The sequence below is a fragment of the Pseudomonas sp. B12(2026) genome, from assembly GCF_057767015.1.
The window spans coordinates 2,434,517-2,456,417 of sequence record NZ_CM173430.1; the positions used below are offsets into that span (position 1 = coordinate 2,434,517).

Below are 21,901 nucleotides of genomic sequence, written 5' to 3' on the forward strand. Positions count from 1 at the left end.
GGATTCTCCTGGTTTTTATTGTTCAGTGAGTAGCGCGTGGATTCAGGTGGTCGAGGTGCGCGGGGCCGATGTCGGCGACCCGCGTGACGCCGGCCAGGGTCATGGCCAGCAGCAGTTCGCGTTGCCAGCTGGCGAGCAGCGCGCGGACGCCGGCTTCACCGGCGCCGGCCAGCGCCCAGATCCACGGACGGCCGATCAGCACGCCGCGCGCGCCCAGCGCCAGGGCGCGGAACAGGTCGGTGCCGCTGCGCACGCCGCCGTCCACCAGCACCTCGACGCCGTTGCCGACGGCCTGGACGACCTCGGGCAGCTTGCTGGCGGTGGAGGCCACGCCGTCGAGCTGGCGGCCGCCGTGGTTGGACACCACCAGCGCCTGGGCGCCGACGCGCACCGCCTGCCACGCATCCTCGGCGCCGAGGATGCCCTTGAGCATCAGCGTCCCCGGCCACAGGCCGCGCAGCCAGTCGATGTCCGCCCAGGTCACGCTGGGGTCGAACTGGCTGTCGACCCAGGCCTTGAAGGCATCCAGGCTGCGCCCATCCGGCACCTGCTCGCTGAGGTTGCCGAAGGTCAGCGGGCGGCCGCGCAGCGCGACGTTCCACAGCCAGCCGGGGCGGGCGAGCACCTGCCGCGCGCGGAGCAGCGCCGGGCGCAGGCCGCCGACGTTCAGCCCGTGGCGGGTGTCGCGGTGGCGCATGCCGGGCAGCGGCAGGTCGACGGTGAACACCAGGGTCCGGCAGCCGCTGGTCCAGGCCTTTTCCAGGATGGCGCGGACGGCGCCGCGGTCGCGCAGCATGTACAGCTGGAACCAGCAGGGCGGGGCGACGGCGGCGTGCACTTCGTCGACCGAGCAGATGCCGACGGTGGACAGGGTGAAGGGCACCTGCAGCTCCGCGGCCGCGCGGGCCGCCTGCACCTCGCCGCGCCGCGCCATCAGGCCGGCCAGCCCGACCGGGGCCAGCGCCAGCGGCAGGGCGCAGGGCCGTCCTGCCAGGGTGGTGCGGGTATCGACCCGCTCGACGTCGACCAGCACGCGCTGGCGCAGGCGGATGTCCTGCCAGTCCTCGACGTTGGCGCGCAGCGTGCGTTCGTCGCCGGCGCCGCCGTCGAGGTAGTCGCACAGGAACCCCGGCAGGCGCGCGCGGGCCAGCGCCTGGTAATCGGCGGCGGTGGCGGGATAGGCGGGTTTGCTCATCGGTTCTCCCCGCCGCCGTGGCGGATGCTGCGGGCTGCCGCGCGGGCGGTGAGGATGCAGCCGGGGAGGAAGGTGCCCTCCAGCGACCGCTTGCCACTGGCGCCGCCACCGCCGAAACCGGCGGCCTCGCCGACGCAGTAGAGACCGTCGATGGGCTGGCCGCCAGCATCCAGCACGCGGCTTTGCAGGTCGGTGCGCAGGCCGCCGAGGCTCTTGCGGGTGATCAGCTGCGCGTGGATGGCGATGAAGGGCCCGGCGCCGGGCTTCTGCAGCGGCGCCGGCTTGCAGGTGCGCAGGCGGTCCGGGCCCCACTGGCGGGCGTGCAGGATGCGGCGGATCTGGTCGTCGTTGTGCAGCTTGCGGCCGCCGGCGAAGTTGGCGTCGAAGGCGTCGGCGGTGGCCTGCAGCACGCGCGGGTCGACGTCCAGCGAGCAGGTCAGCGCGTTCATCTTTTCGGCCAGCCCGGCCAGCGTGTCGTCCACCAGGAAATGCCGGCTCTCGCGCTGCATCTGCCGCACCAGGCGGTGGTTGCCGGTCAGGGTTTCCCAGAGGAAGGCGGGGAACTGCCGGTCGCGGATGCGCGGGTTGTGCTCGGCCCCGGAAATGGCGAACTCCCTGGCGGCGATGCGCCAGTTCAGCAGGTGCCAGGTCCAGGGTTTCTCCTGCTCGGCGACGCGCTGGCACAGCCAGTGGGTGTCGAAGCCGGTGACCAGCGGTTCGGGGCCGATGCGCCGGCCGCTGTGGTCCAGCCACAGGGCGGACTTGCAGGGAATGGTCGACAGCCCGTGCCCGTCGAAATGCGGATAGGGGTGCGGGAAGCCGGCGGCGTAGTTCCACATCTCGCCAGCGTGGGTGATGCGCCCGCCCAGGTGCTCGGCGACCCAGTGGTGCAGCCTGCCGTCGGCGTAGGGATGCGCGCCGTTGAGCATGGCGGCCGGCAGCGGCCGCCCGGCGGGCCAGTTGGCGCGGGTCTGGGCGTGGCCGCCGTTGATGCCGCCCATGGCCAGCACCACCACCGGCGCTTGCACGCGGATTTCCGCGCCGCTGTCCTCGCAGACGGCCAGCACGCCGTCGACCTTGCCGGCGTGGTGCTCCAGGGCGGTGACGCGGTGGCGGTGCAGCAGGGTCAGGCGTCCGCCGCTGTCGGCGGCGCGCAGCGCGGCGATCAGCGCCTGGCTCAGCCCGTGCCCGGTGCCCCAGACCACGTGGTAGCGCGGCAGGCTGTTGCCCTCGCCGTTGAGGCCGCGCTCGACCCAGTTGACCGCCGGCATGAACTTCACGCCTTCGCCCAGCAGCCAGTCGTGCACCTCCGCGCGCGAGCGCTCCACGTAGTAGCGCGCCCATTGCAGCGGGTATTGGTCATCCGTCGCCAGTTCGCCGAAACGCAGCCAGTCGCGCAGGGCGGTTTCCGGGGTGTCCGGAATCCCCATGCGGGCCTGCAACGGCGTGCCCACCAGCGCCATGCCGCCGAACGACCAGGGCGCCAGTCCGCCGAAGCGCGCGGGGCTGTCGCGGTCGATCAGGGTGACGCGCAGTCCGCCGCGCAGGGCCTCCAGCGCGGTGACGATGCCGGCCAGACCACCGCCAGCGACCACAAGATCGGATTGCAACTGCATGTCGTCGATCCCGTACGTTTCTCGGCCCCGGGTTGCCCGGAGCGCTTCTTGTCCGGTCGACGATAGCTGCCTATGATCCACACGGATTGACTTCAGAGGACAGGGCAATTGACCTTGCAGGCCAGTGTTTCCATGAGTTGGGTCAACACCGTCCTGGCCGCGGCGCAGCGCGGCGGCGTGGGGCGCGACGCGCTGCTCAAGGCCGCCGGCATCGCCCCGGCCGAGCTTGCGCAGGAGCGCTGGCCGGTCGATCACATCACCCGGCTATGGCGCGCGGCGGCGCGGCTCACCGGCGACCCGGGGTTCGGCCTGAAGGCCGGCGCGCTGGTCGGCCCGGCCAGCTTCAACGTGGTCAGCTACCTGCTGCAATCGGCGCCCACCCTGCGCGAATCCATCGCCGTGGTGCAGAAATACCAGCGCCTGATCAGCGACGGCGGGCGCCTGCAGATGATCCCCGGCGCCCACGCCAGTTGGCTGGTGTACCACCCGTGCCAGGGCCGGCTGCCGTTCAGCCCGCACCAGATCGAAGCCGTGCTGGCCGCCGTGGTCGCCTTCGCGCACTGGAACTCGGGGAGCTTCCAGCCGCCGCTCAAGGTGCAGTTCAGCCAGTCGCGGGTCGGCCCGATGGCGGGCTATCACGCGGTCTTCCAGTGCCCGGTGGAGTTCGACCAGGCCTTCAGCGGCGTGCAGCTCGACAACGTTCTGCTCGACGCCCCGCTGCCGCAGGCCGACGCGCAACTGGCACGCGTCCATCAACAGCACGCGGCGGCGCGGCTGGCGGCGCTGTCCCCGGCGGACGCGCTGGTGCAGGACCTGCGCCGCTGGATCGACTCGCAGCTCTACGCCCAACCACCGACCCGCAACCGCGCCGCCCAGGCGCTGGGCCTGAGCCCGCGCACCCTGGCGCGGCGCATGCAGCAGCAACAGCTGGACTTCTCCACGCTGCTCGACGAGGCCCGCCGCGACGCCGCCCTGCACGCCGTGGCCACCAGCTCGCAGGCCCTGGCGGACATCGGCCAGAGCCTCGGCTTCGCCGAGCCCAGCACCTTCTGGCGCGCCTTCAAGCGCTGGACCGGCGTGACTCCCGCGCAGTGGCGACAGCAGGCGGCGGGCGAGGCGGGCGCCGCACCCGCAGGCGACTAGCGATACACCCGCCCCCCACCCACGCGCTCTTCGCTCTTCGTAGGAGCGAGCTTGCTCGCGAACCCGCCGCCGCACAGATGCCGCAACGTCGGATCACGCGGCCCGCGCCATGCGCCCTACACCCGCAACCGCCTCGCCCAACCACGCCAACCGCTGCGCCCGGCAATGGGCGAATGACCGCCAAGCACACGCGGCAGGTCGCCGAAGCTCACCCAGAGATCGTCCTGCCAATCCAGCACCCGCAGGCATTGCCGCTCGAATTGCAGCTGCACATGGCGCGGGCCGGCGGCGTTGAACTGGCTGCGCACCTGAGGCACCACCGTGCCGCTGATCCAGCGCCGCAGCGAGCCGTAGTCCGGTACGTTGAACAGCACCAGCGCCTGGTACACGCCGGATTCGCTCACCAGCAGGTAATCGAGCTCCAGGCCGTCCTCGGTCAGCAGCCGCGCGTTGCGAATCTGGTCATCCGCCATGCGCATGGCCATGCGCTCCACATGCGGGTAACCCGCCACGCGGCAGAAATCGGAGAGGATGAACCAGACCTGATCGTCGATCAGGAGTGCGCGCAGGGTGCGGCGGTTGCGGAGGAAGGGGAGTGGGGTTGGGAGGGATGAATCGTCCATGGTGGTAATCCTTTGGGGAGAGTCCAAGAAGTCGCCACCGGCCGCTGCTAATCGGTAATGGAGGCGAGCCGCACGGGGTTAGCAGTACCGATCCCCAAAGACATCGGCAGACCCGAAGGTCTCCCTGTGCGGCCGCCATAAATGGCTAACTCCAGACGAACACAATCGTCGGGAAATGCCATGGCATTACCGAGTCTTTGGGGTTTTCGGGCTGCTAATCCCGGCCCCGTCGCTTTCACGGGGCGGGAGAAGGTTATTTATCTTGTTTATTTTGGTCAAGCTATTGATTTCAGAAAGATGGTGTTGGATTTCCAATGCTAAGGAGAAGTGCTGCGTACTGATCTGGGTCTTTTGCTTTTATAGTGTTTAGGATGAATTGAGCTGAGCTTCGCATCTCCGGGATATCAACTGGATTGATACTTCTTTCAAATACTCCAGCTAGGTGCGAAAATTCATTGTTGATGCGCTCGGTAAGCGTGGTTGCTTGGATGTTGTTTCCAAAGAACTTCTTTAGTTTGGCGCTGTCGTTGTTTATCGCGTCGGGATATTTGAAGTAAAGGAAGACCTCGAGAAATTTTCTGGCGTTGTTCCCGTAATTGTAATAGCACTCATGATCGTAGTCTGGGTCAGTATGCGTGGCATTGGCGCATTTGAATATTTGGTGAAATAGATAGTTAAATTCGGTCACGTACTCCTTCAGGTATTTTGGCATGACTCTAATGTTGCTGGTTTCATCAGTGCGCTCGGTTATGAAATATTTCTTTTCTAGGTCAGCGCCGGCGGAGTTTTTAGAGCTGAGGCGCTTTAGGTATTTTAGGAAGTCTAGATTGTGGGTTGATATAAATAGCTGGGAGTTGTTGTCGTTTATTAGAATTTCGGAGTTTATGATGCTGAAAATAAAGAAAATATGATTGCTGTCTAGGCTTGAGATTGGGTCGTCAATATATATTATGGGTTTCTGGTTCTTGGTGTCGATGTCGTTTAGTTTTGCCATGAAGTAGCAGAATGCAATGAGGCTGCATTCGCCTTCGCTTAGATTGTGCGCCTTGGCATTATCTCGTATTACTTCGAAGTTATATCCATGCTCCGTTGCTATTGGGGATAGTGTCAAATGTTTGTGGCCGAAAAAGTTTGTCAAATAATTGTTGACCTGTTCGGCTCCTTTTGATTCGTCTTTAAGTTGAGATTTCAGGGATCTTATTTCTGAGTTTATTTCTGAAACATTGGCGCGAATATTTCGAAGGCTTTCAGTTGCTTCTTTTTCGCTTTTCTCTAGAGAAACAATTTCAGTTTCTGCTGAGAGGTAGTCTATTTCTAGAAGGAAGGTTTGTATGTCATTAATTCGGAGTGATGTTTTGGCTTGAGATTGTCTTTCTTCTAGCTCTGCGGTGAATTTATTAGACTTTCCGATTAGCGACTTGATTTCTTCTATAGCGGTTTCGATTTTTTGCGTATTTGGGGTTGATAGTTTTTCAAGTGGGAGGGATATGCTGGCAAGTCTTTTGAGTGCGACTTTTTTTATGGATTCTAGGTCGCTTATATAGATTGAGCTTAAATCTTGTAGGCTTTGTTCCTGAGTGTTTAGGTCTTTGTGGAAGATTGAATAAAATTGAGATTGATCAATTTTCTTTATCGATTTGAAGTTCTCTATCTCGTGGTCGAGAGATTTAATAGATATTTCTAGGCTGGATCTCAGACTTTCTGATTCTTTGCTGAAATGTGCATCAAGTTTTTCCCAAAGATCTAGCGGGAGGGGCGATCCGCAAAATCCGCATTTTGTTCTTTTGCCTTCATGTATTTTTCTGCCGTCGCGGACCCAGGTTTCCAAAAGTGTGTCGGTTAATAAGTCATTTATTGGGTCGGATATTGTGATGGATCTGCTGATTTCCTCATTAATGGTGGGTAGGAGTTTTGATATGCCTGGTGTGGGGATGTCAATTATTTGAATATGGTTTTTTCCGTCTTCCTTCAGTAGATTCCGTAATTCGCTGTCCTGTTCGGGTGTTAATGGGGTCGGTTTTTCTATGTGGATGGTTTGGATGTCTGACTGTAGTTTTGTGATGTTGTATGTGGCATTTCCGTAGATTTTATTATGCTTTATTCCAAATTCTTTCGAATTTGCTTTTTCAGTCAGTCTTCTTTCAAGGGCCGTTTTGGCTCTTTTTGTGCTCTCTTGGCGATTGTGAAGCGAGGATTCGGCTTCCTTAAGCTTGAATATCTCTCCGGATTTTAACTCTTCGGAGCCTAAGGTTGTTTCAAGGTTCTGGATTTCTTCTTGGATTCTATTGTTGTCTTCTCCTAAGATTGCAAAGGAGTTTATGCATTCCTCGGGATTGGCTATAAATTTTAAATTTTCTCTGGTGAAGTCTTCGTTGAAAACTCTGACTAATGGTTTGTCGATGGAGGTTAGGGTTATTTTTTTTCCGCTATCATCTTCGATTTCAAAGCTGGGGTTAATGTATTTTTCTGATATTGTGCCGGTTTCAAGTGCGCGAAAAATACGGGATATTGTAGTTTTCCCGGAATAGTTTCTTCCATAAATAATGTTAATTCGCTGGAATGTGGCTGCGTGGCCATTTTGTTCTTTGGTTGTGGTGTCCCAGTTGAATTTCTTAAATATTCCAACGTTATTTATGGATGATATTTTCCTTAGCATTGGTAACTCCTTTTCAGATATCGACTGGGAGGTTTCCCCTGTTTAAAACGCCCCATTCCTCTGATGCCGATAAACACTCACCGCCTCATAAACCGCCTTCCTCAGCCGGTTGATCCCGCCAATCGGCTGGTGCTCGGGCAATGCGTGCCAGGGGTTGAAGGAGAGGTTGTCGCACATGAGGTTCTGCTCGCGGCTGTCGAAGTCCTGGGCGGGGATGCTGACGGTGGCGACGGTCTGGAAGGGGGCGTCCTTCTCGCTCCATTCGACGCTGGTGTCTTCGATGGGCATGTATTTGCTCGGGTCCTGTTTCTGCACTTGCAGGGCGAAGCAGGCGGGTACGCGGTCGACCGAGAGTTGCTGGTACAGGGCGGTGCGCAGGAAGTTGGGGAGCTTTTCGTTGAGCTTGGGTAGCGGGTAGGCCGGGCAGCCTTCGGTGGTCGGGACGACGCGGTATTTGATGTTGTTCGCCTCGCCGAGCTTGTAGGGGGCGATGCCGTTGTAGCCGGCCTGGAGCGGGCTGTCGGGGGCGGGGGCGAGGGTCTGCAGGGCGATGATCAGGTGGCGGATTTCCCAGGTGCTGGGCTTCCAGCTGGGGAAGAAGGCGGCGACTTTCTGGCCGCTGGCTTGCGCTGCGAAGTTCTGCCGGTATTCGGCGACGTCGCGGACGAAGAACACCGGGTGGTTGAACATGACGAAGTCCTGCTCGGTGTCGTGGCCTTTGCCGGGCATCAGCTTGGCGCCGGGCACGTCGAGCAGTTTGATGGCCATGCCGCGGGCGTCGCGGGCGCTGTCGAACTGTGGGTAGGCGTTGCCGTTGGAGAAGCGGACCATCGCTTCCCACTTGTGGCCGGGCTCGGCGAACACGCCCTGGCGCAGGCCGGGGGCGAGGTCGCTGGCGACGGTGACCTGGGCCTTCACGCAGCCGTGGGCCTTGGCGTGGGCGTCACGCAGGACGCGGGTGTTGTCGCGGTGCTGCTCGATGATGCGCAGGGCGTCTTCGATGATGGCCTGGCTGAGCTGGGCTTCGCCCGGCGGGATTTCTTCCTGGGCGGAGACGGGGCCGGAGAATTTCCAGGCGTAGTAGAGGCTGCCGGCGCCCCAGCCGAGCAGGCCGATGACGAGGATCCCGAGCAGCAGGCGGCCGAGACATTTGCCGAGGAAGAGCCAGAAGCGGGTGAGCAGGGACTGCATGGCACGGGGTCCTTTCGTGTTCTTTTTATGGAGGGGAGCGCGGGGGCTTTCCTCTTTGTGGCCCTCTCTCCTGGTGGAGAGGGGACTGCTTTTGTGGCTGTGAAGCCCAGGGAACGGGGCTTTTGCTCGTGTAGGAGCGGAGCTTCTCCGCGATCACCGCGATAGCGGTGCAATGGGTGATTCCGGCCTGCCGGCCGGATCGCGGATAAGATCCGCTCCTACGAAAGCGGCAATGTGCCTCGCTCCCGACGGCTCGGGCCTTATTCGCACTTCGGTCCGGGCGTCCACGGTGGGGTGGGGACGTTCGGGGCGAGCCGGTTTTCGTACTCGGGGTTGCCGAGCACCTTCAGGTATTCCACCAGCGCCCAGCGTTCCTCCGGGGAGAGCGCGCGGCCGATGGCGCCGTCCTTGCGGCAGCCGTCGCGGAATTCGTGGCCGGCGTTGCCGTTGCCGGTGACGCTGGTCTTGAACAGGAAGCCGCCGGGGAAGCGTTCGGTGCGGTAGCCGGCGTATTTCGGGTCGTACTCGAAGCTGCCGACCCAGAACTGGTTGTCGCGCTCGGCCACCGGGGAGAGCAGCTGGAACAGGTTGGGCACCGAGCCGTTGTGCAGGAAGGGCGGGGTGGCCCAGATGCCGTCCAGCGGGCGGGCCTTGTAGGCGCGCAGTTCCTGTACGCCGATGGGCAGGCCGTAGCCGTTCATGGCCTGTTGCTGTTCGGGGCCGATGTGGGCGTCGCGGTAGGCGCGCTGTTCGACGAAGGCGGTGACGTAGGCCAGGCCCTTGGCGGCGGAGATTTTCGACAGGTCCAGCGGCTGGTCGCTCTGCGGGTAGAGGTGGACGTCCATGCCTTTCAGTTCATCGACTTTCAGCTTCAGCGCGCGGATGTCGAAGGTGTGGTCGGCGATGTTGTCGACGGTGCTCGGGTCGGTGCCGATCTCGCTGGTGGGCACCAGCTTCATGCGCCACTCGGGCACGCGCGCCGGGGCGATGTAGTCCTGGGCGCCCGGCTCCTTGACGTGCGGGCCGTGGCAGTAGACGCAGTTGGCTTGGAACAGCGCGCGGCCCTGGGAGGCTTTCGCCAGGTCGATCTCGCCGAAGACGTCCTTCGGCCAGGTCGGCGGTTTCAGGTGCTTGAGGGTTTCCTCGACGGTGTAGAGGTCGCGCAGGCGCACGCTGGAGGCGTAGCGCTGGTCGCCCTGCGCCGGTGCGCCGCCGCTGTCGAACAGGCGCAGGGTGGCGCCCACGCCGAGGGCTTCACCGATGTTGCGGGCCATGGGCTGCATGGCCGAGCCGTTCCACTGCACCCAGTCGAATTTCCAGATGTCCCAGACCTGCGGGTAGTTCACCGGGGCGTTGGCCACGCGGTAGTTGGCCGGGTCGATGGCGTCGCCGAACACGCCGTTGGCGATGCGCCCGAAGGCGTCGGCGCGGCCGGGGCCTTCGAGGGTCGGGTAGAGGCCGCGGTGGGTGTCGTTCCAGGCGGTGGAGACCAGGGTGCCGAGGACGTTGCGCACGTCGCGGCGGAGTTCGGCCTTGCCCTTGGGATAGCGCGTGCCGAGCACGCCCTTGGCGAAGCGGTCGAACTTCCACGGCACGTAGTAGGTGGCCGCGAGGCTGGCGCCCAGCGCCTGGCCGAAGGCGCCGCCGCGCAGGGTGGGTACGGTGGAGGCGATGGAGTGCATCGCCGCGCCGCCGTCGATGCGCACGGCGGTACCTTTGTAGCGCAGCTCGCCGGTGTGGCAGGCGGAACAGGTGATGTCCAGGTACCAGGCGCCGCTCTCGCCGTCCTGGTGGCGGGCGAAGCCGACCGGCAGGTTGCCGGGGTTGGCCGGGTTGGCGGCCTGGGAGTCGTCGGCGTCGCGGCCGATCTGCTCGGGCTCGATGAGGAAGCCGAAGCGCGCGAGGTTCGCGGGGTTGGCGAACCTGTCGCTGGAGAAGGGCTGTTCGAGGTGGGTGAACCAGTCGTAGCGCAGGCCTTTCACCTGGGTGCCCTGGGGCGTGTAGTAGTAGGTCTGGCGGTCCGCCGGGCTCCACTGGTCGAGGTGGATCATCTTCTCCGGCGGCGTGTACTGCGGCAGGTCGGGATGGGCGGTGTACCAGCCGACGACGGCGCCGACCAACAGAAGCAGCAACAGGACTGCAAGCAGGACGCGTCTGACAATGCGCATCGAAACTTCCTTGTTATGTGTGCGAGAGATTCGGACGTTTATGCCAACTGCGTAGCGGATTGGCAAGATGATGCCGCACGGAGTTCAGGGGTTTGTGGGGAGGCGGGGCGGATTTTGGTGGCGATGGTCGGGCGCAGGTTTTGGGGCGGCGGCATGGGTATCGCTGCGCTCCACCCATCCTACGGGGCTTCGGCGCGGTGTGGCCCGCGGTGCCCAGGCCGGGGGGAGCACGTTCGTAGGATGGCGTGGAGCGCAGCGATACCCATCGTCCGTCTTGAGGCGAGCGCCTAGGGAGCCGGGCGCAGGTCGAGCAGCAGGCTGAGGCTGAGCAGCACGCCGATCAACACGCCGACCAGGCAGGCGATGATCATCGGCCAGCGCAGGGTCTGGCTGTCGTCCTCGTCGTCGGGCAGGTGCGCGCGGATGCTGGGCCAGAGTTCGTCCGGCGGCGGCAGCTCCGGCCAGGATTCGCCGCCGGGCTCGGGCGGCGGGCGGTTGGCGCGCTGGTGCAGCAGGGCGATCATCCAGTCCAGCGCCGCGCCGCGCGTGGGGTGGTAGCGCTCGGCGTCGGTCCAGATGTGCAGGAAGGTGTCGACGAACAGGGCGTCCGCTTCGTCCTGCCGGGGCCGCAGGCGCAGCGCCAGCGGGTACAGGCGCGGGGCGGCGCAGCGGTAGAGGGTGGCGAAGGCGCGCAGGTCGCCGTCGCCGCTCTCGGCCAGCAGGTGGCTGAGGAAATCCCCGTCGTCCGGTTCGATGGCGGCCTCCGGCGGTGACGCGGCGAGCGTGGCGTGGGTGCGTTCTTCAAGGATAGTTGGGGGGCTTTCAGTGCGGGGATCGATGGGTATCGCTGCGCTCCACGCCACCCTACGGAAGCGGGCGGTGCGATCCGCGCGGGCTGCCGGGGTGGACGCGGGGCTCGCTTGCCGCTTTGATATCCGCGTCCGGGATGATGTGGAGACGGTGCGTCTTGACTTCCGATATGCGGCTTCATGAAACGTCCACCGAGGCGGTGGCCGACCGTGTCCGGCGGCACTTCGCCGCCGCGCTCGACGAGCGCGGCTACCGGGCGGACGCGGCCCAGCTGGCGGCGGTGGAGCAGCTCGCCGGCTGGCTCGACGACTTCCTCGCCGGCCGCCACGGCTTCCTGCGCAAGCCGGTGGCCGGCGTCTACCTGTGGGGCGGCGTGGGGCGGGGCAAGAGCTTCGTCATGGATCACTTCTTCGCCGCCGCGCCGATCCAGGCCAAGCGCCGCGTGCATTTCCACGCCTTCCTGCAGGAATTGCAGGGGCGCATGCTGGCGATCACCGGGCAGTCCGACCCGCTGGTGCGCGTGGCCCGCGCCATCGCCGGGGAGACCCGGCTGCTGTGCTTCGACGAATTCCACGTCCACGACATCGGCGACGCCATGCTGCTCGGGCGCATGCTCAAGGTGCTGGTCGACGAGGGCGTGGGGCTGGTCTGCACGTCCAACTACCGGCCGCAGGACCTCTGCCCGAACCCGATGTACCGCGAGCGCTTCCGCCCGGCCATCGAGCTGATCGAAAGGCGCTTCGACGTGGTTTCGCTGGACGGCGGCCACGACTACCGCGAGCACAGCAGCGCGCTGGAGGAGTGGGGCAGCTACCTGTGGCCGGCGCGGGCCGACGATCTGCCGCTGATCGGCGCGCGCCTGGGGCTGGCGGAGGATGCGCGGTTCGACGAGGTGCTCAGCGTCAACCATCATCCGCTGACGGTCCGCGCCCATGACGACCGTCGCGCCTGGCTGGCCTTCAGCGAGATGTTCGAGCGGCCGCGCTCGGCCAGCGACTATTTGTGGCTGATCGAGCACTACCCGCGCATGGCCGTCAGCGGCCTTGGCCCGCTGGCGGACTACCCGCCGGATGTGAGCATGCGTTTTCTCAACTTCATCGACATTGCCTATGACCGGCAGTTGCGGTTGCAGCTGTTTGCCGGGGTTTCGATGGAGGAGCTGACTGCTGGCGGCGCGGCGGTGGATTTTGCGCGGACCTTGAGTCGGTTGCGGCAGTTGAAGTTGGAGCCGCTGTAGGGGTGGGTTTCTCCGGCGATCACGGCGCGGCGGTTGGCCTTCGCGGACAAGGTCCGCTCCTACGGGAGCAGATCGGCGCGGGGGGCTTTTCGTAGGAGCGGACCTTGTCCGCGATCAGCGCGCAAAGCGCGCTCCTCCATGGCACCCGTTGCCCTGTCCGATAACCGCCCACCCCTGTTGCGACAACCGCCAAATCGTATCGATAATCGCCCGAATCCCGCCTGCCAGGAACGCCAGAAATGACCGATTCCCCCCGCGCCAGCCAGCCGTCCCTCGCGCCGCCCATCGTTGCCTCGCCGGCCAAGCGCATCGAGGCGTTGACCGGCGATCCGAACTTCATGACCTCGCTGGCCCGCGGCCTGGCGGTGATCCATGCGTTCCAGGAGCGCAAGCGCCACCTGACCATCGCGCAGATCAGCCACCGCACCGAGATTCCCCGCGCCGCCGTGCGCCGCTGCCTGTACACGCTGATGAAGCTCGGCTACGTCACCTCCGACGGGCGCACCTATTCGCTGCTGCCCAAGGTGCTCACCCTCGGCCACGCCTACCTGTCGTCCACGCCGCTGGCGGTCACCGCGCAGCCGATCCTCGACCGCCTCAGCGAGCAACTGCACGAGGCCTGCTCGATGGCCACCCTGGAGGGCGACGAAATCCTCTACATCGCCCGCTCCGCGACGCCGCAGCGGCTGATCTCGGTGGACCTCAGCGTCGGCAGCCGGCTGCCGGCCTACTGCACCTCGATGGGCCGCATCCTCCTCGCCGGCCTGGACGATGAGGCGCTGGAGGACTACCTGGCCCACGCCGACCTGCAGGTGAAGACCAGCCGCACCCTGCACACCGCCGACATGCTGCGGGCGAGCATCGGCGAAATCCGCCGGCAGGGCTGGGTGATCGTCGACCAGGAACTGGAAGTCGGCCTGCGCTCCATCGCCGTGCCGCTGAAAGACTCCGCCGGCCAGGTGCTGGCCGCGCTGAACGTCGGCACCCACGTGGGGCGGGTGTCGCGCCAGGAGCTGGAAACGCGTTTCCTGCCGGTGCTGCTGGAGGCCAGCCGCGAGCTGAGCGCGCGGCTGTTCCACTGAGCGGCGGCATGCTGTTCGTGGGGGATGCGCCGGGCCGCCGCAGGGCCAGCGCAGCGCGGTACTGATCCACGGCAACGAAACCGCCGGGCGGCCAACCTAGACTCCGGAGCCGCCCCCATCCCCGCAAAAACGCGAAAGGAGTCATCCATGCACGTGGACATCGCCATCGTCGGCGCCGGCCCCGCCGGGCTGTGCCTGGCCCGCTCGCTGTCCGGCAACGGCCTGTCGGTCCTGCTGATCGAACGCCAGCCGCTGGCGAGCCTGGCCGAGCCGGCCGAGGACGGCCGCGAGATCGCCCTGACCCATGCCTCCCGCGCCGAACTGCAGCGGCTGGGGATGTGGTCGCGCATCGACCCGCAGGACGTCTCGCCGCTGCGCGATGCCCAGGTGCTCAACGGCCCGTCGCTGTTCGCGCTGCGCATCGAGGCGGGGCAGGCGGGCGCCGAACAGCTGGGCTACTTCGTGCCCAACCAGGCGATCCGCCGCGCGGCCTTCGATGCGGTGCACGAGTGCCCGGACGTGTCGCTGGTCTGCGGCCGGGCCCTGCGCTCGCTGCGGATGGAGCGCGATGGCGTGCAACTGACCCTCGACGACGACAGCCAGGTGCGCGCGCGCCTGCTGGTCGCCGCCGACAGCCGCTTCTCCGAGACGCGGCGGATGCTCGGCATCGGCGCGAGCATGGAGGATTTCGGCAAGACCATGATGGTCTGCCGCATGGCCCACGAGCGGCCGCACCACAACGTGGCCTGGGAGTGGTTCGGCTACGGCCAGACCCTCGCGCTGCTGCCGATCAACGGCGACCGCTCCTCGGTGGTGCTGACCCTGCCGCAGCGCGAGATGGCGCCGCTGCTGGCGCTGGACGAGGCGGCCTTCGCCCATGAGATGGAGCGGCGCTTCGACCGCCGCCTGGGGGCGATGCAACTGCTCGGCCCGCGCCACAGCTACCCGCTGGTGGGCGTCTTCGCCGACCGCTTCGCCGGCCCGCGCAGCGCGCTGATCGGCGATGCCGCCGTCGGCATGCACCCGGTCACCGCCCACGGTTTCAACTTCGGCCTGCAGAGCCAGCGGCGCCTTGCCAGCGAGGTGCTGGCCACCCACCGGCGCGGCGGCGACATCGGCGGCGCCTGGCCGCTGCGCCGCTACGCCACGGCCCACCGCCTGGCGACCTGGCCGCTGTACCAGGCCACGCGGCTGATCGTCGGCATGTACACCGATCCGCGTCCGCCGGTGCGCCTGCTGCGCAACGCCGGCCTGCGCCTGGCGCAGGGCCTGCCGCCGCTGCGGCAGGTGATCGCGCGGCATCTGGCGCACGGCGCGTAAAGCCTTCGCGGGCAAGCTCGCTCCCGCTCAGACCCTCCCCCAGTGGCGCCATCGCGGGGGCGGGCTTGCCCGCGATCCACCCGTTCACCGGCGGGGTGAAAGATGCGATCCAGTTCGTAGGATGGGTGGAGCGCAGCGATACCCATGCTGGCCCGGCACGCGAGATCGATGGGTATCGCAGGACGAGTTGCGAGGCCGGGGGCGGGATATGCGATCCAGCCGTCGCCAGAGCGGAGCGGTGCCTGCGGCGTGCGTAACCAATAACAGGAACAATCCGATCCAGGGGACAACATGGGCATCACCTCCCGCGACATCTGCGCCGCCGCCGACGGCCTTTGCGGCTTCGTCGGCTTCAACCGCAAGACCGGCAAGTACATCGTGCGTTTCAGCGAAGACTCCTTCGGCATGGACGTGATCGAGGACAGCATCCGCCCGGCCTGCGAGTTCGTCTGGGCGCTGCGGGCGGGCGATGTCATGACCCTGAGCCGCGAGTGCCTGCAGATCCTCGCCGAGCAGAACATCAACGACCGCCTCAACTTCAGCGAAGCGCTGGTCACCTACCTGCGCCGCACCGACCTGCCGGAAATCGCGGCGGAGCGGCGTCTGAAGTAACTCCCCGCGGCGGGGCGGCCGGTTGCGCCGGTCGGCCCCGCATCCGCCGGGACGATTCACCTCCCGGCTGCCGCAGCCTTCGCCCGATCGCCCCGCCTGACCGACAAGGGCAGGGCGCGGGGCCCTCGCGCTCCTTCCTCCGTGCGCGCCCGCGCAAGCGTCCCGGCGAGCGCAACCCGCCGTGTCCTGGCCTATGCTGTCCTGGTTCGCCTTGCGTTGGGGTGCAACCGATTCTCGACAGGGTCATACCTTGGTCTCATCCGTCTGTCGGCTTGATCCATCGTCGAGCCCGCGCCAGTCCCGGCGTACCTCTCTGGTGCGCCGGATGGCGTGGCTTCAGGCGCTTTCCGAGGCGTGGTTGCACCAAGTTGCACCTTGTTGTTTCGCGGTATAACCTTGCGCGGTTTTCCGGCCCAACCTTTTAACAACAGGACGACCCATGGCCACCACTACCCTCGGCGTGAAGCTCGACGACGCCACCCGCGAGCGCCTCAAGCTGGCTGCCCAGCAACTCGACCGTACCCCGCACTGGCTGATCAAGCAGGCGATCTTCACGTACCTGGAACAGGTCGAGGGTGGGCTGACCCCCGCCGAGCACTCCGGGCTGGCCGCCGCCGCGGGCGAGGAATCCGTGGACTCGCTGAGCGAGCAGGGCCTGCAGGTCTTCCTCGATTTCGCCGAAAGCATCCTGCCGCAGTCGGTGCTGCGCGCCGCCATCACCGGCGCCTACCGCCGTCCGGAAACCGAGGCGCTGCCGATGCTGCTGGACCTGGCCCGCCTGCCGAAAGAGCAGGCCGCCGCCGCCAGCAAGATGGCCCTGGGCATCGCCGAGAAGCTGCGCAACCAGAAGAACGCCGGCGGCCGCCAGGGCCTGGTGCAGGGCTTGCTGCAGGAGTTCTCCCTGTCGTCCCAGGAAGGCGTGGCGCTGATGTGCCTGGCCGAGGCGCTGCTGCGCATCCCGGACAAGGCCACCCGCGACGCGCTGATCCGCGACAAGATCAGCAACGGCAACTGGAGCCAACACCTGGGCCAGAGCCCGTCGATGTTCGTCAACGCGGCCTCCTGGGGCCTGCTGATCACCGGCAAGCTGGTCTCGACGCATAACGAGGCCGGCATGTCCTCGTCGCTCAACCGCATCATCGGCAAGTCCGGCGAACCGCTGATCCGCAAGGGCGTGGACATGGCCATGCGCCTGATGGGCGAGCAGTTCGTCACCGGCGAGACCATCGCCGAGGCGCTGGCCAACGCGGCCACCATGGAATCCCGCGGCTTCCGCTACTCCTACGACATGCTCGGCGAAGCCGCGCTGACCGAGGAAGACGCCCGGAACTACCTGGCCTCCTACGAGCAGGCCATCCACGCCATCGGCAAGGCCTCCCACGGCCGTGGCATCTACGAAGGCCCGGGCATCTCGATCAAGCTCTCCGCGCTGCACCCGCGCTACAGCCGCGCCCAGTACGACCGCGTGATGGACGAGCTGTACCCGACCGTGCTCGGCCTGGTGAAGATGGCCCGCGACTACGACATCGGCATCAACATCGACGCCGAGGAAGCCGACCGCCTGGAAATCTCCCTCGACCTGCTGGAGCGCCTGTGCTTCGAGCCGAGCCTCGCCGGCTGGAACGGCATCGGCTTCGTCATCCAGGCCTACCAGAAGCGCTGCCCGTACGTGATCGACTACGTGATCGACCTGGCCAAGCGCAGCCGCCACCGCCTGATGATCCGCCTCGTGAAGGGCGCCTACTGGGACAGCGAGATCAAGCTGGCCCAGGTCAACGGCCTGGAAGGCTACCCGGTCTACACCCGCAAGCCGTACACCGACGTGTCCTACCTGGCCTGCGCGCGCAAGCTGCTGTCGGTGCCGGAAGCCATCTACCCGCAGTTCGCCACCCACAACGCCCACTCGCTGTCGGCCATCTACAACCTCGCCGGGCAGAACTACTACCCCGGCCAGTACGAGTTCCAGTGCCTGCACGGCATGGGCGAGCCGCTCTACGAGCAGGTGGTGGGCAAGGTCGCCGACGGCAAGTTCAACCGTCCGTGCCGCATCTACGCCCCGGTGGGCAGCCATGAAACCCTGCTGGCGTACCTCGTGCGCCGCCTGCTGGAAAACGGCGCCAACACCTCCTTCGTCAACCGCATCGCCGACCACAGCATCTCCCTCAAGGACCTGGTGCTGGACCCGGTGCTGCAGGTCGAGCAGATGGCCGCGCAGGAAGGCACCCTGGGCCTGCCGCACCCGCGCATCGCCCTGCCGCGCGAGCTGTACGGCGAGTCGCGGCTGAACTCCGCCGGCATCGACCTGGCCAACGAACACCGCCTGGGCTCGCTGTCCTCGGCGCTGCTGTCGAGCACCAACCATGCCTACGTCGCCGCGCCGATCCTCGGCCTGGCCGACGCCGCGCCGGGCGAGCCGCAGCCGGTGCGCAACCCGGCCGACCTGCGCGACGTGGTGGGCCACGTGCGCGAGGCCAGCGAAGCCGACGTCAACAACGCCATCCTCGGCGCGCTGTCCAGCGCGCCGATCTGGCAGTCCACCCAGCCGGCCGAGCGCGGCGCCATCCTGCAGCGCGCCGCCGACCTGATGGAAGCCGAGATCCAGCAGCTGATGGGCGTGCTGGTGCGCGAGTCGGGCAAGACCTTCGCCAACGCCATCGCCGAAGTGCGCGAGGCGGTGGACTTCCTGCGCTACTACGGCGCCCAGGCCAGCACCCACTTCGCCAACGACAGCCACCGCCCGCTGGGTCCGGTGGTGTGCATCAGCCCGTGGAACTTCCCGCTGGCGATCTTCAGCGGCCAGGTGGCCGCCGCCCTGGCCGCCGGCAACACCGTGCTGGCCAAGCCGGCCGAGCAGACCCCGCTGATCGCCGCGCAAGCCGTGCGCATCCTCCTCGAAGCCGGCGTGCCGGCCGGCGCCGTGCAGCTGCTGCCGGGCCGTGGCGAGACCGTCGGCGCCCGTCTGGTGGGTGACGAGCGCGTGCGCGGCGTGATGTTCACCGGTTCCACCGAAGTGGCCGGCATCCTCCAGCGCAACATCGCCGGCCGCCTCGACGCCCAGGGCCGCACCATCCCGCTGATCGCCGAGACCGGCGGCCTCAACGCGATGATCGTCGACTCCTCGGCGCTGGCCGAGCAGGTGGTGGTGGACGTGGTCAACTCCGCCTTCGACAGCGCCGGCCAGCGCTGCTCCGCGCTGCGCGTGCTGTGCGTGCAGGAAGACGCGGCCGACCGCGTGGTCGCCATGCTCAAGGGCGCCATGGCCGAATACCGCGTCGGTGCGCCGGAACGCCTGCACACTGACATCGGCCCGGTGATCGACGAGGAAGCCAAGGGCAACATCGACAAGCACATCCAGACCCTGCGCGACAAAGGCCGCAAGGTGTTCCAGAGCGCCCGCGTCGACGCCGAGGAAATCAAGCGCGGCACCTTCGTCGTGCCGACCCTGATCGAGCTGGACAGCTTCAGCGAGCTCAAGCGCGAAATCTTCGGCCCGGTGCTGCACGTGGTGCGCTACCAGCGCGCCGAGCTGGACCAGCTGCTGCAGCAGATCAACGATTCCGGCTACGGCCTGACCCTGGGCGTGCACACCCGCATCGACGAGACCATCGCCCAGGTGGTGGAGAGCGCCCACGTCGGCAACCTCTACGTCAACCGCAACGTGGTCGGCGCCGTGGTCGGCGTGCAGCCGTTCGGCGGCGAGGGCCTGTCCGGCACCGGCCCGAAGGCCGGCGGCCCGCTGTACCTGTACCGCCTGCTCTCGACCCGTCCGACCGACGCGGTGGCCAGGCAGCTGCAGGGCGACGGCGCGCAGGCGGTGGGCCGCCCGGCCGAAGCCAGCAAGGCGCTGGACGCGCTGACCCAGTGGGCCGGCCAGAACGAGCCGGCGCTGGCCGCGCTGATCGCCAGCTACGCCGAGCTGTCGCAGAGCTACACCGTGCAGGTGCTGACCGGCCCGACCGGCGAGCGCAACACCTACAGCCTGCTGCCGCGCGAACACGTGCTGTGCCTGGCCGAGGAGCGCGCCGACCTGCTGGCGCAACTGGCCGCCGTGCTCTCCGTGGGCAGCCGCGCGCTGGTCCTGCAGGCGCAGAGCGAGCTGGTCACCAGCCTGCCGAAGGAAGTGCGCGCGCGCATCGACCTGATCGCCGACTGGGCCGCCACCGACAGCGCCTTCGACGCCATCCTGCACCACGGCGATTCCGACCAGCTGCGCGCGGTCTGCGAGCAGGCCTCGCAGCGCAAGGGCGCCATCGTCGGCGTCACCGGGCTGAACCGCGGGGAAACCGACATCCCGCTGGAACGCCTGCTGATCGAACGCGCCCTGAGCGTCAACACCGCCGCCGCCGGCGGCAACGCCAGCCTGATGACCATCGGCTGACGTCCGCGCCGGGAGCGTGCCCGTCGGGTGCGCTCCCGGCGAGCTTCCGGCCGCCGCCCGGCGGCCACCCGGCCTGCCAGCCCTCGGGTGGAGCTACCCGCTCCGGGCAGGCCGCTTCCCTCGCGCGTCCTGCGCAATCCGTCTCGGGCGCCACGCCCGGCACAACGGCGGAGCTACCCGCTCCGCCGATTCCTTTCAAATCCCACGCCTGATCCCGGTTCCGCACCCTTTTACGCACGCGCTTACAAGCGCTCTTCGTAGGAGCGGAGCTTCTCCGCGATCACCGCGACAGCGGTGCCATCCCCAGGCCGCCGGCCTGCCGGCCGGATTCGCGGATAAGATCCGCTCCTACGGGAGCGCGTCGGCAACATCGGACGTGGTGCGCCGCACCGAACCCGCCGCCGTCGCCACGAACAACCCGGCCGCCAGCGCCAGTGCCAGCGGCACGCCCTGCGGCCCGAGGTCCATCAGGCTGCCGCTGAGCAGCGGGCCGAGCAGGCTGCCGACGCCCCAGAGCATCCCGGCGGCGGCGTTCGCGGTGACCAGGTCGCGGCCGCGGAAGCGCTGGCCGATCAGCACCAGCGCCAGGGTGTAGACGCCACCGGCCACCGCGCCGAGCAGCATCAGCGCCGGCCAGAGCAGCGCCGGCTGGCCGATCAGCCAGGGCAGGGCGAGGCCGATCAGCATCGCCGCGACACCGCAGGCCAGGTGCAGGCTGGGGCGGTCGAGGCGGTCGGAGAGCCAGCCCAGCGGCAGTTGGCAGAGCATGTCGCCGAGCAGGATCACCGTCGCCATGAAGGCGGCGATGCCCACCGCGTAGCCGTGGCTGGAGGCGTAGACCGGGAAGAGCGACAGCACCACGCTGTCGAAGAAGGAGAAGAACAGCACGCCCATGCACAGCGCCGGCGCCACCCGCAGGAAGCCGGCGAGGGAGAAGCTGCGCGGCTCTTCGATGTGCTCGTGGATGCCTTCCTCGGGCATCGCCAGGGCCACGGTGGCCAGCGCGACCAGGTGCCCGGCGCCGACCAGCAGCACCACCCAGGGCGTCTGCGCGCCGAGCAGCGCCACCAGGGTCGGGCCGAGCAGCTGGAAGGCGGTGAAGCTGGTGGCGTAGAGCGCGACGACGGTGCCGCGGTTGTTCTCGCCGCACAGCTCGTTGACCCAGGCTTCGCCGAGGATGATCGCGATGCCCATGCCGACGCCCAGCGCCAGCCGCGCCATGCCCAGCAGCCACAGCGAAGCGCCGCTGAACTCGATGGCGGCGGTGCTCGCGCTGCACAGCACGAAGCACAGCAGGTACAGGCGGCGCCGGCTCATCCATTGGCAGAGGCGGTCGACCAGGGTGGCGGCGAGGATCATGCCGGCCGCCGGCACGGCCGAGAGGATGCCGATCTGCAACGCGCTGGCGCCCTGGTCCAGCAGGCGCAGCGCCACCAGCGGCAGGGTCGCGCCCAGGCTCAGGCCGACGATGGACACGGCGAACAGCAGCACCGCCAGCAGCGGTTTGTTCAGGGAAAACGGCTGGAGGGTAGTCGGATTGTTCATGGAAGCCTTCTCCGGCCCCGGCGCTCCGGCGGCGGGGCCAACACATGCGAACGAACCCGCCGGCCGCTGCCGGTGGGTGGAATCGGAATGCGGAATGACCGGCGCGACAGCGCGCGGCGTCCGGCTCAGCGGCCGGCGGGAGGGGAGAAGGTGTAGGCGAACAGCACGCTGCGGCGACGGCGCAGCACCGTATCGACCTTGCGCACGCGCGGCGGCTCTCGCAGCAGGGCGAGGGACGGATCGGCGGTGTGGCAGGACGAAATCATGGCGCGGGTACGGCGGGGGATGTAGGAAAAGTCGCACTCTAGAGAGCGCGCGCGGGACC

The 21,901-nt window shown here is 66.5% G+C and carries 15 protein-coding genes; 6 read left to right on the forward strand and 9 right to left on the reverse strand.

Annotated features, from left to right (window positions below; all coding sequences use genetic code 11):
* Positions 1-22 precede the first annotated feature (22 nt).
* Together AC3B6A_RS11455 and AC3B6A_RS11460 are read right to left on the reverse strand one after the other, a co-directional pair.
* On the reverse strand, positions 23-1,195 hold the full coding sequence (locus AC3B6A_RS11455) for an L-lactate dehydrogenase (protein WP_488402829.1): 1,173 nt from the start codon (positions 1,193-1,195) through the stop codon (positions 23-25).
* Complete coding sequence (locus AC3B6A_RS11460; RefSeq protein ID WP_488402830.1) at positions 1,192-2,811, reverse strand: FAD-dependent oxidoreductase; 1,620 nt, start codon at positions 2,809-2,811, stop codon at positions 1,192-1,194. The genes AC3B6A_RS11455 and AC3B6A_RS11460 overlap by 4 nt, the downstream gene beginning before the upstream one ends.
* A 132-nt stretch (positions 2,812-2,943) precedes the next feature.
* On the opposite strand from AC3B6A_RS11460, the gene AC3B6A_RS11465 reads away from it, so the two are divergent.
* Complete coding sequence (locus AC3B6A_RS11465; RefSeq protein WP_488402831.1) at positions 2,944-3,954, forward strand: AraC family transcriptional regulator; 1,011 nt, start codon at positions 2,944-2,946, stop codon at positions 3,952-3,954.
* A gap of 116 nt (positions 3,955-4,070) precedes the next feature.
* Here AC3B6A_RS11465 and AC3B6A_RS11470 read toward each other — a convergent pair whose 3' ends face one another.
* The 5 genes from AC3B6A_RS11470 to AC3B6A_RS11490 form a co-directional block, all read right to left on the reverse strand.
* Positions 4,071-4,577: a BRO-N domain-containing protein gene (locus AC3B6A_RS11470; protein WP_488402833.1), complete on the reverse strand. Its 507-nt coding sequence runs from the start codon at positions 4,575-4,577 to the stop codon at positions 4,071-4,073.
* A 289-nt stretch (positions 4,578-4,866) separates the two neighbouring features.
* A complete protein-coding gene (locus tag AC3B6A_RS11475; RefSeq protein WP_488402834.1) occupies positions 4,867-7,233 on the reverse strand; it encodes an AAA family ATPase in 2,367 nt (788 codons plus the stop codon).
* A 42-nt stretch (positions 7,234-7,275) separates the two neighbouring features.
* The gene (locus AC3B6A_RS11480; protein ID WP_488402836.1) at positions 7,276-8,424 is read right to left on the reverse strand and encodes a catalase family protein; all 1,149 of its coding nucleotides are present in this window, start codon (positions 8,422-8,424) and stop codon (positions 7,276-7,278) included.
* A 260-nt stretch (positions 8,425-8,684) separates the two neighbouring features.
* Positions 8,685-10,592: a di-heme-cytochrome C peroxidase gene (locus AC3B6A_RS11485; protein ID WP_488402838.1), complete on the reverse strand. Its 1,908-nt coding sequence runs from the start codon at positions 10,590-10,592 to the stop codon at positions 8,685-8,687.
* Positions 10,593-10,879: 287 nt separating this feature from the next.
* Positions 10,880-11,455, reverse strand: coding sequence for a sigma factor (locus AC3B6A_RS11490; RefSeq protein ID WP_488402839.1), 576 nt, complete (start codon positions 11,453-11,455; stop codon positions 10,880-10,882).
* 116 nt (positions 11,456-11,571) lie between these two features.
* On the opposite strand from AC3B6A_RS11490, the gene zapE reads away from it, so the two are divergent.
* The 5 genes from zapE to putA all read left to right on the forward strand — a co-directional run bounded on the left by zapE (position 11,572) and on the right by putA (position 20,031).
* Positions 11,572-12,639, forward strand: coding sequence for a cell division protein ZapE (zapE, locus tag AC3B6A_RS11495; RefSeq protein WP_488402841.1), 1,068 nt, complete (start codon positions 11,572-11,574; stop codon positions 12,637-12,639).
* Positions 12,640-12,878: 239 nt separating this feature from the next.
* Positions 12,879-13,721, forward strand: coding sequence for an IclR family transcriptional regulator (locus tag AC3B6A_RS11500; protein WP_488402843.1), 843 nt, complete (start codon positions 12,879-12,881; stop codon positions 13,719-13,721).
* Between the two features lie 147 nt (positions 13,722-13,868).
* Positions 13,869-15,041 (forward strand): 5-demethoxyubiquinol-8 5-hydroxylase UbiM, encoded by a 1,173-nt coding sequence (ubiM, locus tag AC3B6A_RS11505; RefSeq protein ID WP_488402845.1) that lies wholly within the window; start codon positions 13,869-13,871, stop codon positions 15,039-15,041.
* Positions 15,042-15,332: 291 nt separating this feature from the next.
* Positions 15,333-15,653 (forward strand): DUF2025 family protein, encoded by a 321-nt coding sequence (locus tag AC3B6A_RS11510; protein ID WP_488402846.1) that lies wholly within the window; start codon positions 15,333-15,335, stop codon positions 15,651-15,653.
* Between the two features lie 439 nt (positions 15,654-16,092).
* Positions 16,093-20,031 (forward strand): trifunctional transcriptional regulator/proline dehydrogenase/L-glutamate gamma-semialdehyde dehydrogenase, encoded by a 3,939-nt coding sequence (putA, locus tag AC3B6A_RS11515; RefSeq protein ID WP_488402848.1) that lies wholly within the window; start codon positions 16,093-16,095, stop codon positions 20,029-20,031.
* A 348-nt stretch (positions 20,032-20,379) separates the two neighbouring features.
* Here putA and AC3B6A_RS11520 read toward each other — a convergent pair whose 3' ends face one another.
* Positions 20,380-21,543: an MFS transporter gene (locus tag AC3B6A_RS11520; protein ID WP_488403569.1), complete on the reverse strand. Its 1,164-nt coding sequence runs from the start codon at positions 21,541-21,543 to the stop codon at positions 20,380-20,382.
* 158 nt (positions 21,544-21,701) lie between these two features.
* Complete coding sequence (locus AC3B6A_RS11525) at positions 21,702-21,842, reverse strand: hypothetical protein (protein WP_488402849.1); 141 nt, start codon at positions 21,840-21,842, stop codon at positions 21,702-21,704.
* Positions 21,843-21,901: the final 59 nt, after the last annotated feature.

What these genes read in the sequence shown, in the direction of transcription:
- AC3B6A_RS11470 (WP_488402833.1), bottom strand. Translation starts at nt 4,577, where the DNA reads ATGGACGATTCATCCCTCCCAACCCCACTCCCCTTCCTCCGCAACCGC.
- ubiM (WP_488402845.1), top strand. Translation starts at nt 13,869, where the DNA reads ATGCACGTGGACATCGCCATCGTCGGCGCCGGCCCCGCCGGGCTGTGC.
- AC3B6A_RS11510 (WP_488402846.1), top strand. Translation starts at nt 15,333, where the DNA reads ATGGGCATCACCTCCCGCGACATCTGCGCCGCCGCCGACGGCCTTTGC.
- zapE (WP_488402841.1), top strand. Translation starts at nt 11,572, where the DNA reads ATGCGGCTTCATGAAACGTCCACCGAGGCGGTGGCCGACCGTGTCCGG.
- AC3B6A_RS11460 (WP_488402830.1), bottom strand. Translation starts at nt 2,811, where the DNA reads ATGCAGTTGCAATCCGATCTTGTGGTCGCTGGCGGTGGTCTGGCCGGC.
- AC3B6A_RS11455 (WP_488402829.1), bottom strand. Translation starts at nt 1,195, where the DNA reads ATGAGCAAACCCGCCTATCCCGCCACCGCCGCCGATTACCAGGCGCTG.
- AC3B6A_RS11525 (WP_488402849.1), bottom strand. Translation starts at nt 21,842, where the DNA reads ATGATTTCGTCCTGCCACACCGCCGATCCGTCCCTCGCCCTGCTGCGA.
- putA (WP_488402848.1), top strand. Translation starts at nt 16,093, where the DNA reads ATGGCCACCACTACCCTCGGCGTGAAGCTCGACGACGCCACCCGCGAG.
- AC3B6A_RS11475 (WP_488402834.1), bottom strand. Translation starts at nt 7,233, where the DNA reads ATGCTAAGGAAAATATCATCCATAAATAACGTTGGAATATTTAAGAAA.
- AC3B6A_RS11500 (WP_488402843.1), top strand. Translation starts at nt 12,879, where the DNA reads ATGACCGATTCCCCCCGCGCCAGCCAGCCGTCCCTCGCGCCGCCCATC.
- AC3B6A_RS11480 (WP_488402836.1), bottom strand. Translation starts at nt 8,424, where the DNA reads ATGCAGTCCCTGCTCACCCGCTTCTGGCTCTTCCTCGGCAAATGTCTC.
- AC3B6A_RS11465 (WP_488402831.1), top strand. Translation starts at nt 2,944, where the DNA reads ATGAGTTGGGTCAACACCGTCCTGGCCGCGGCGCAGCGCGGCGGCGTG.
- AC3B6A_RS11485 (WP_488402838.1), bottom strand. Translation starts at nt 10,592, where the DNA reads ATGCGCATTGTCAGACGCGTCCTGCTTGCAGTCCTGTTGCTGCTTCTG.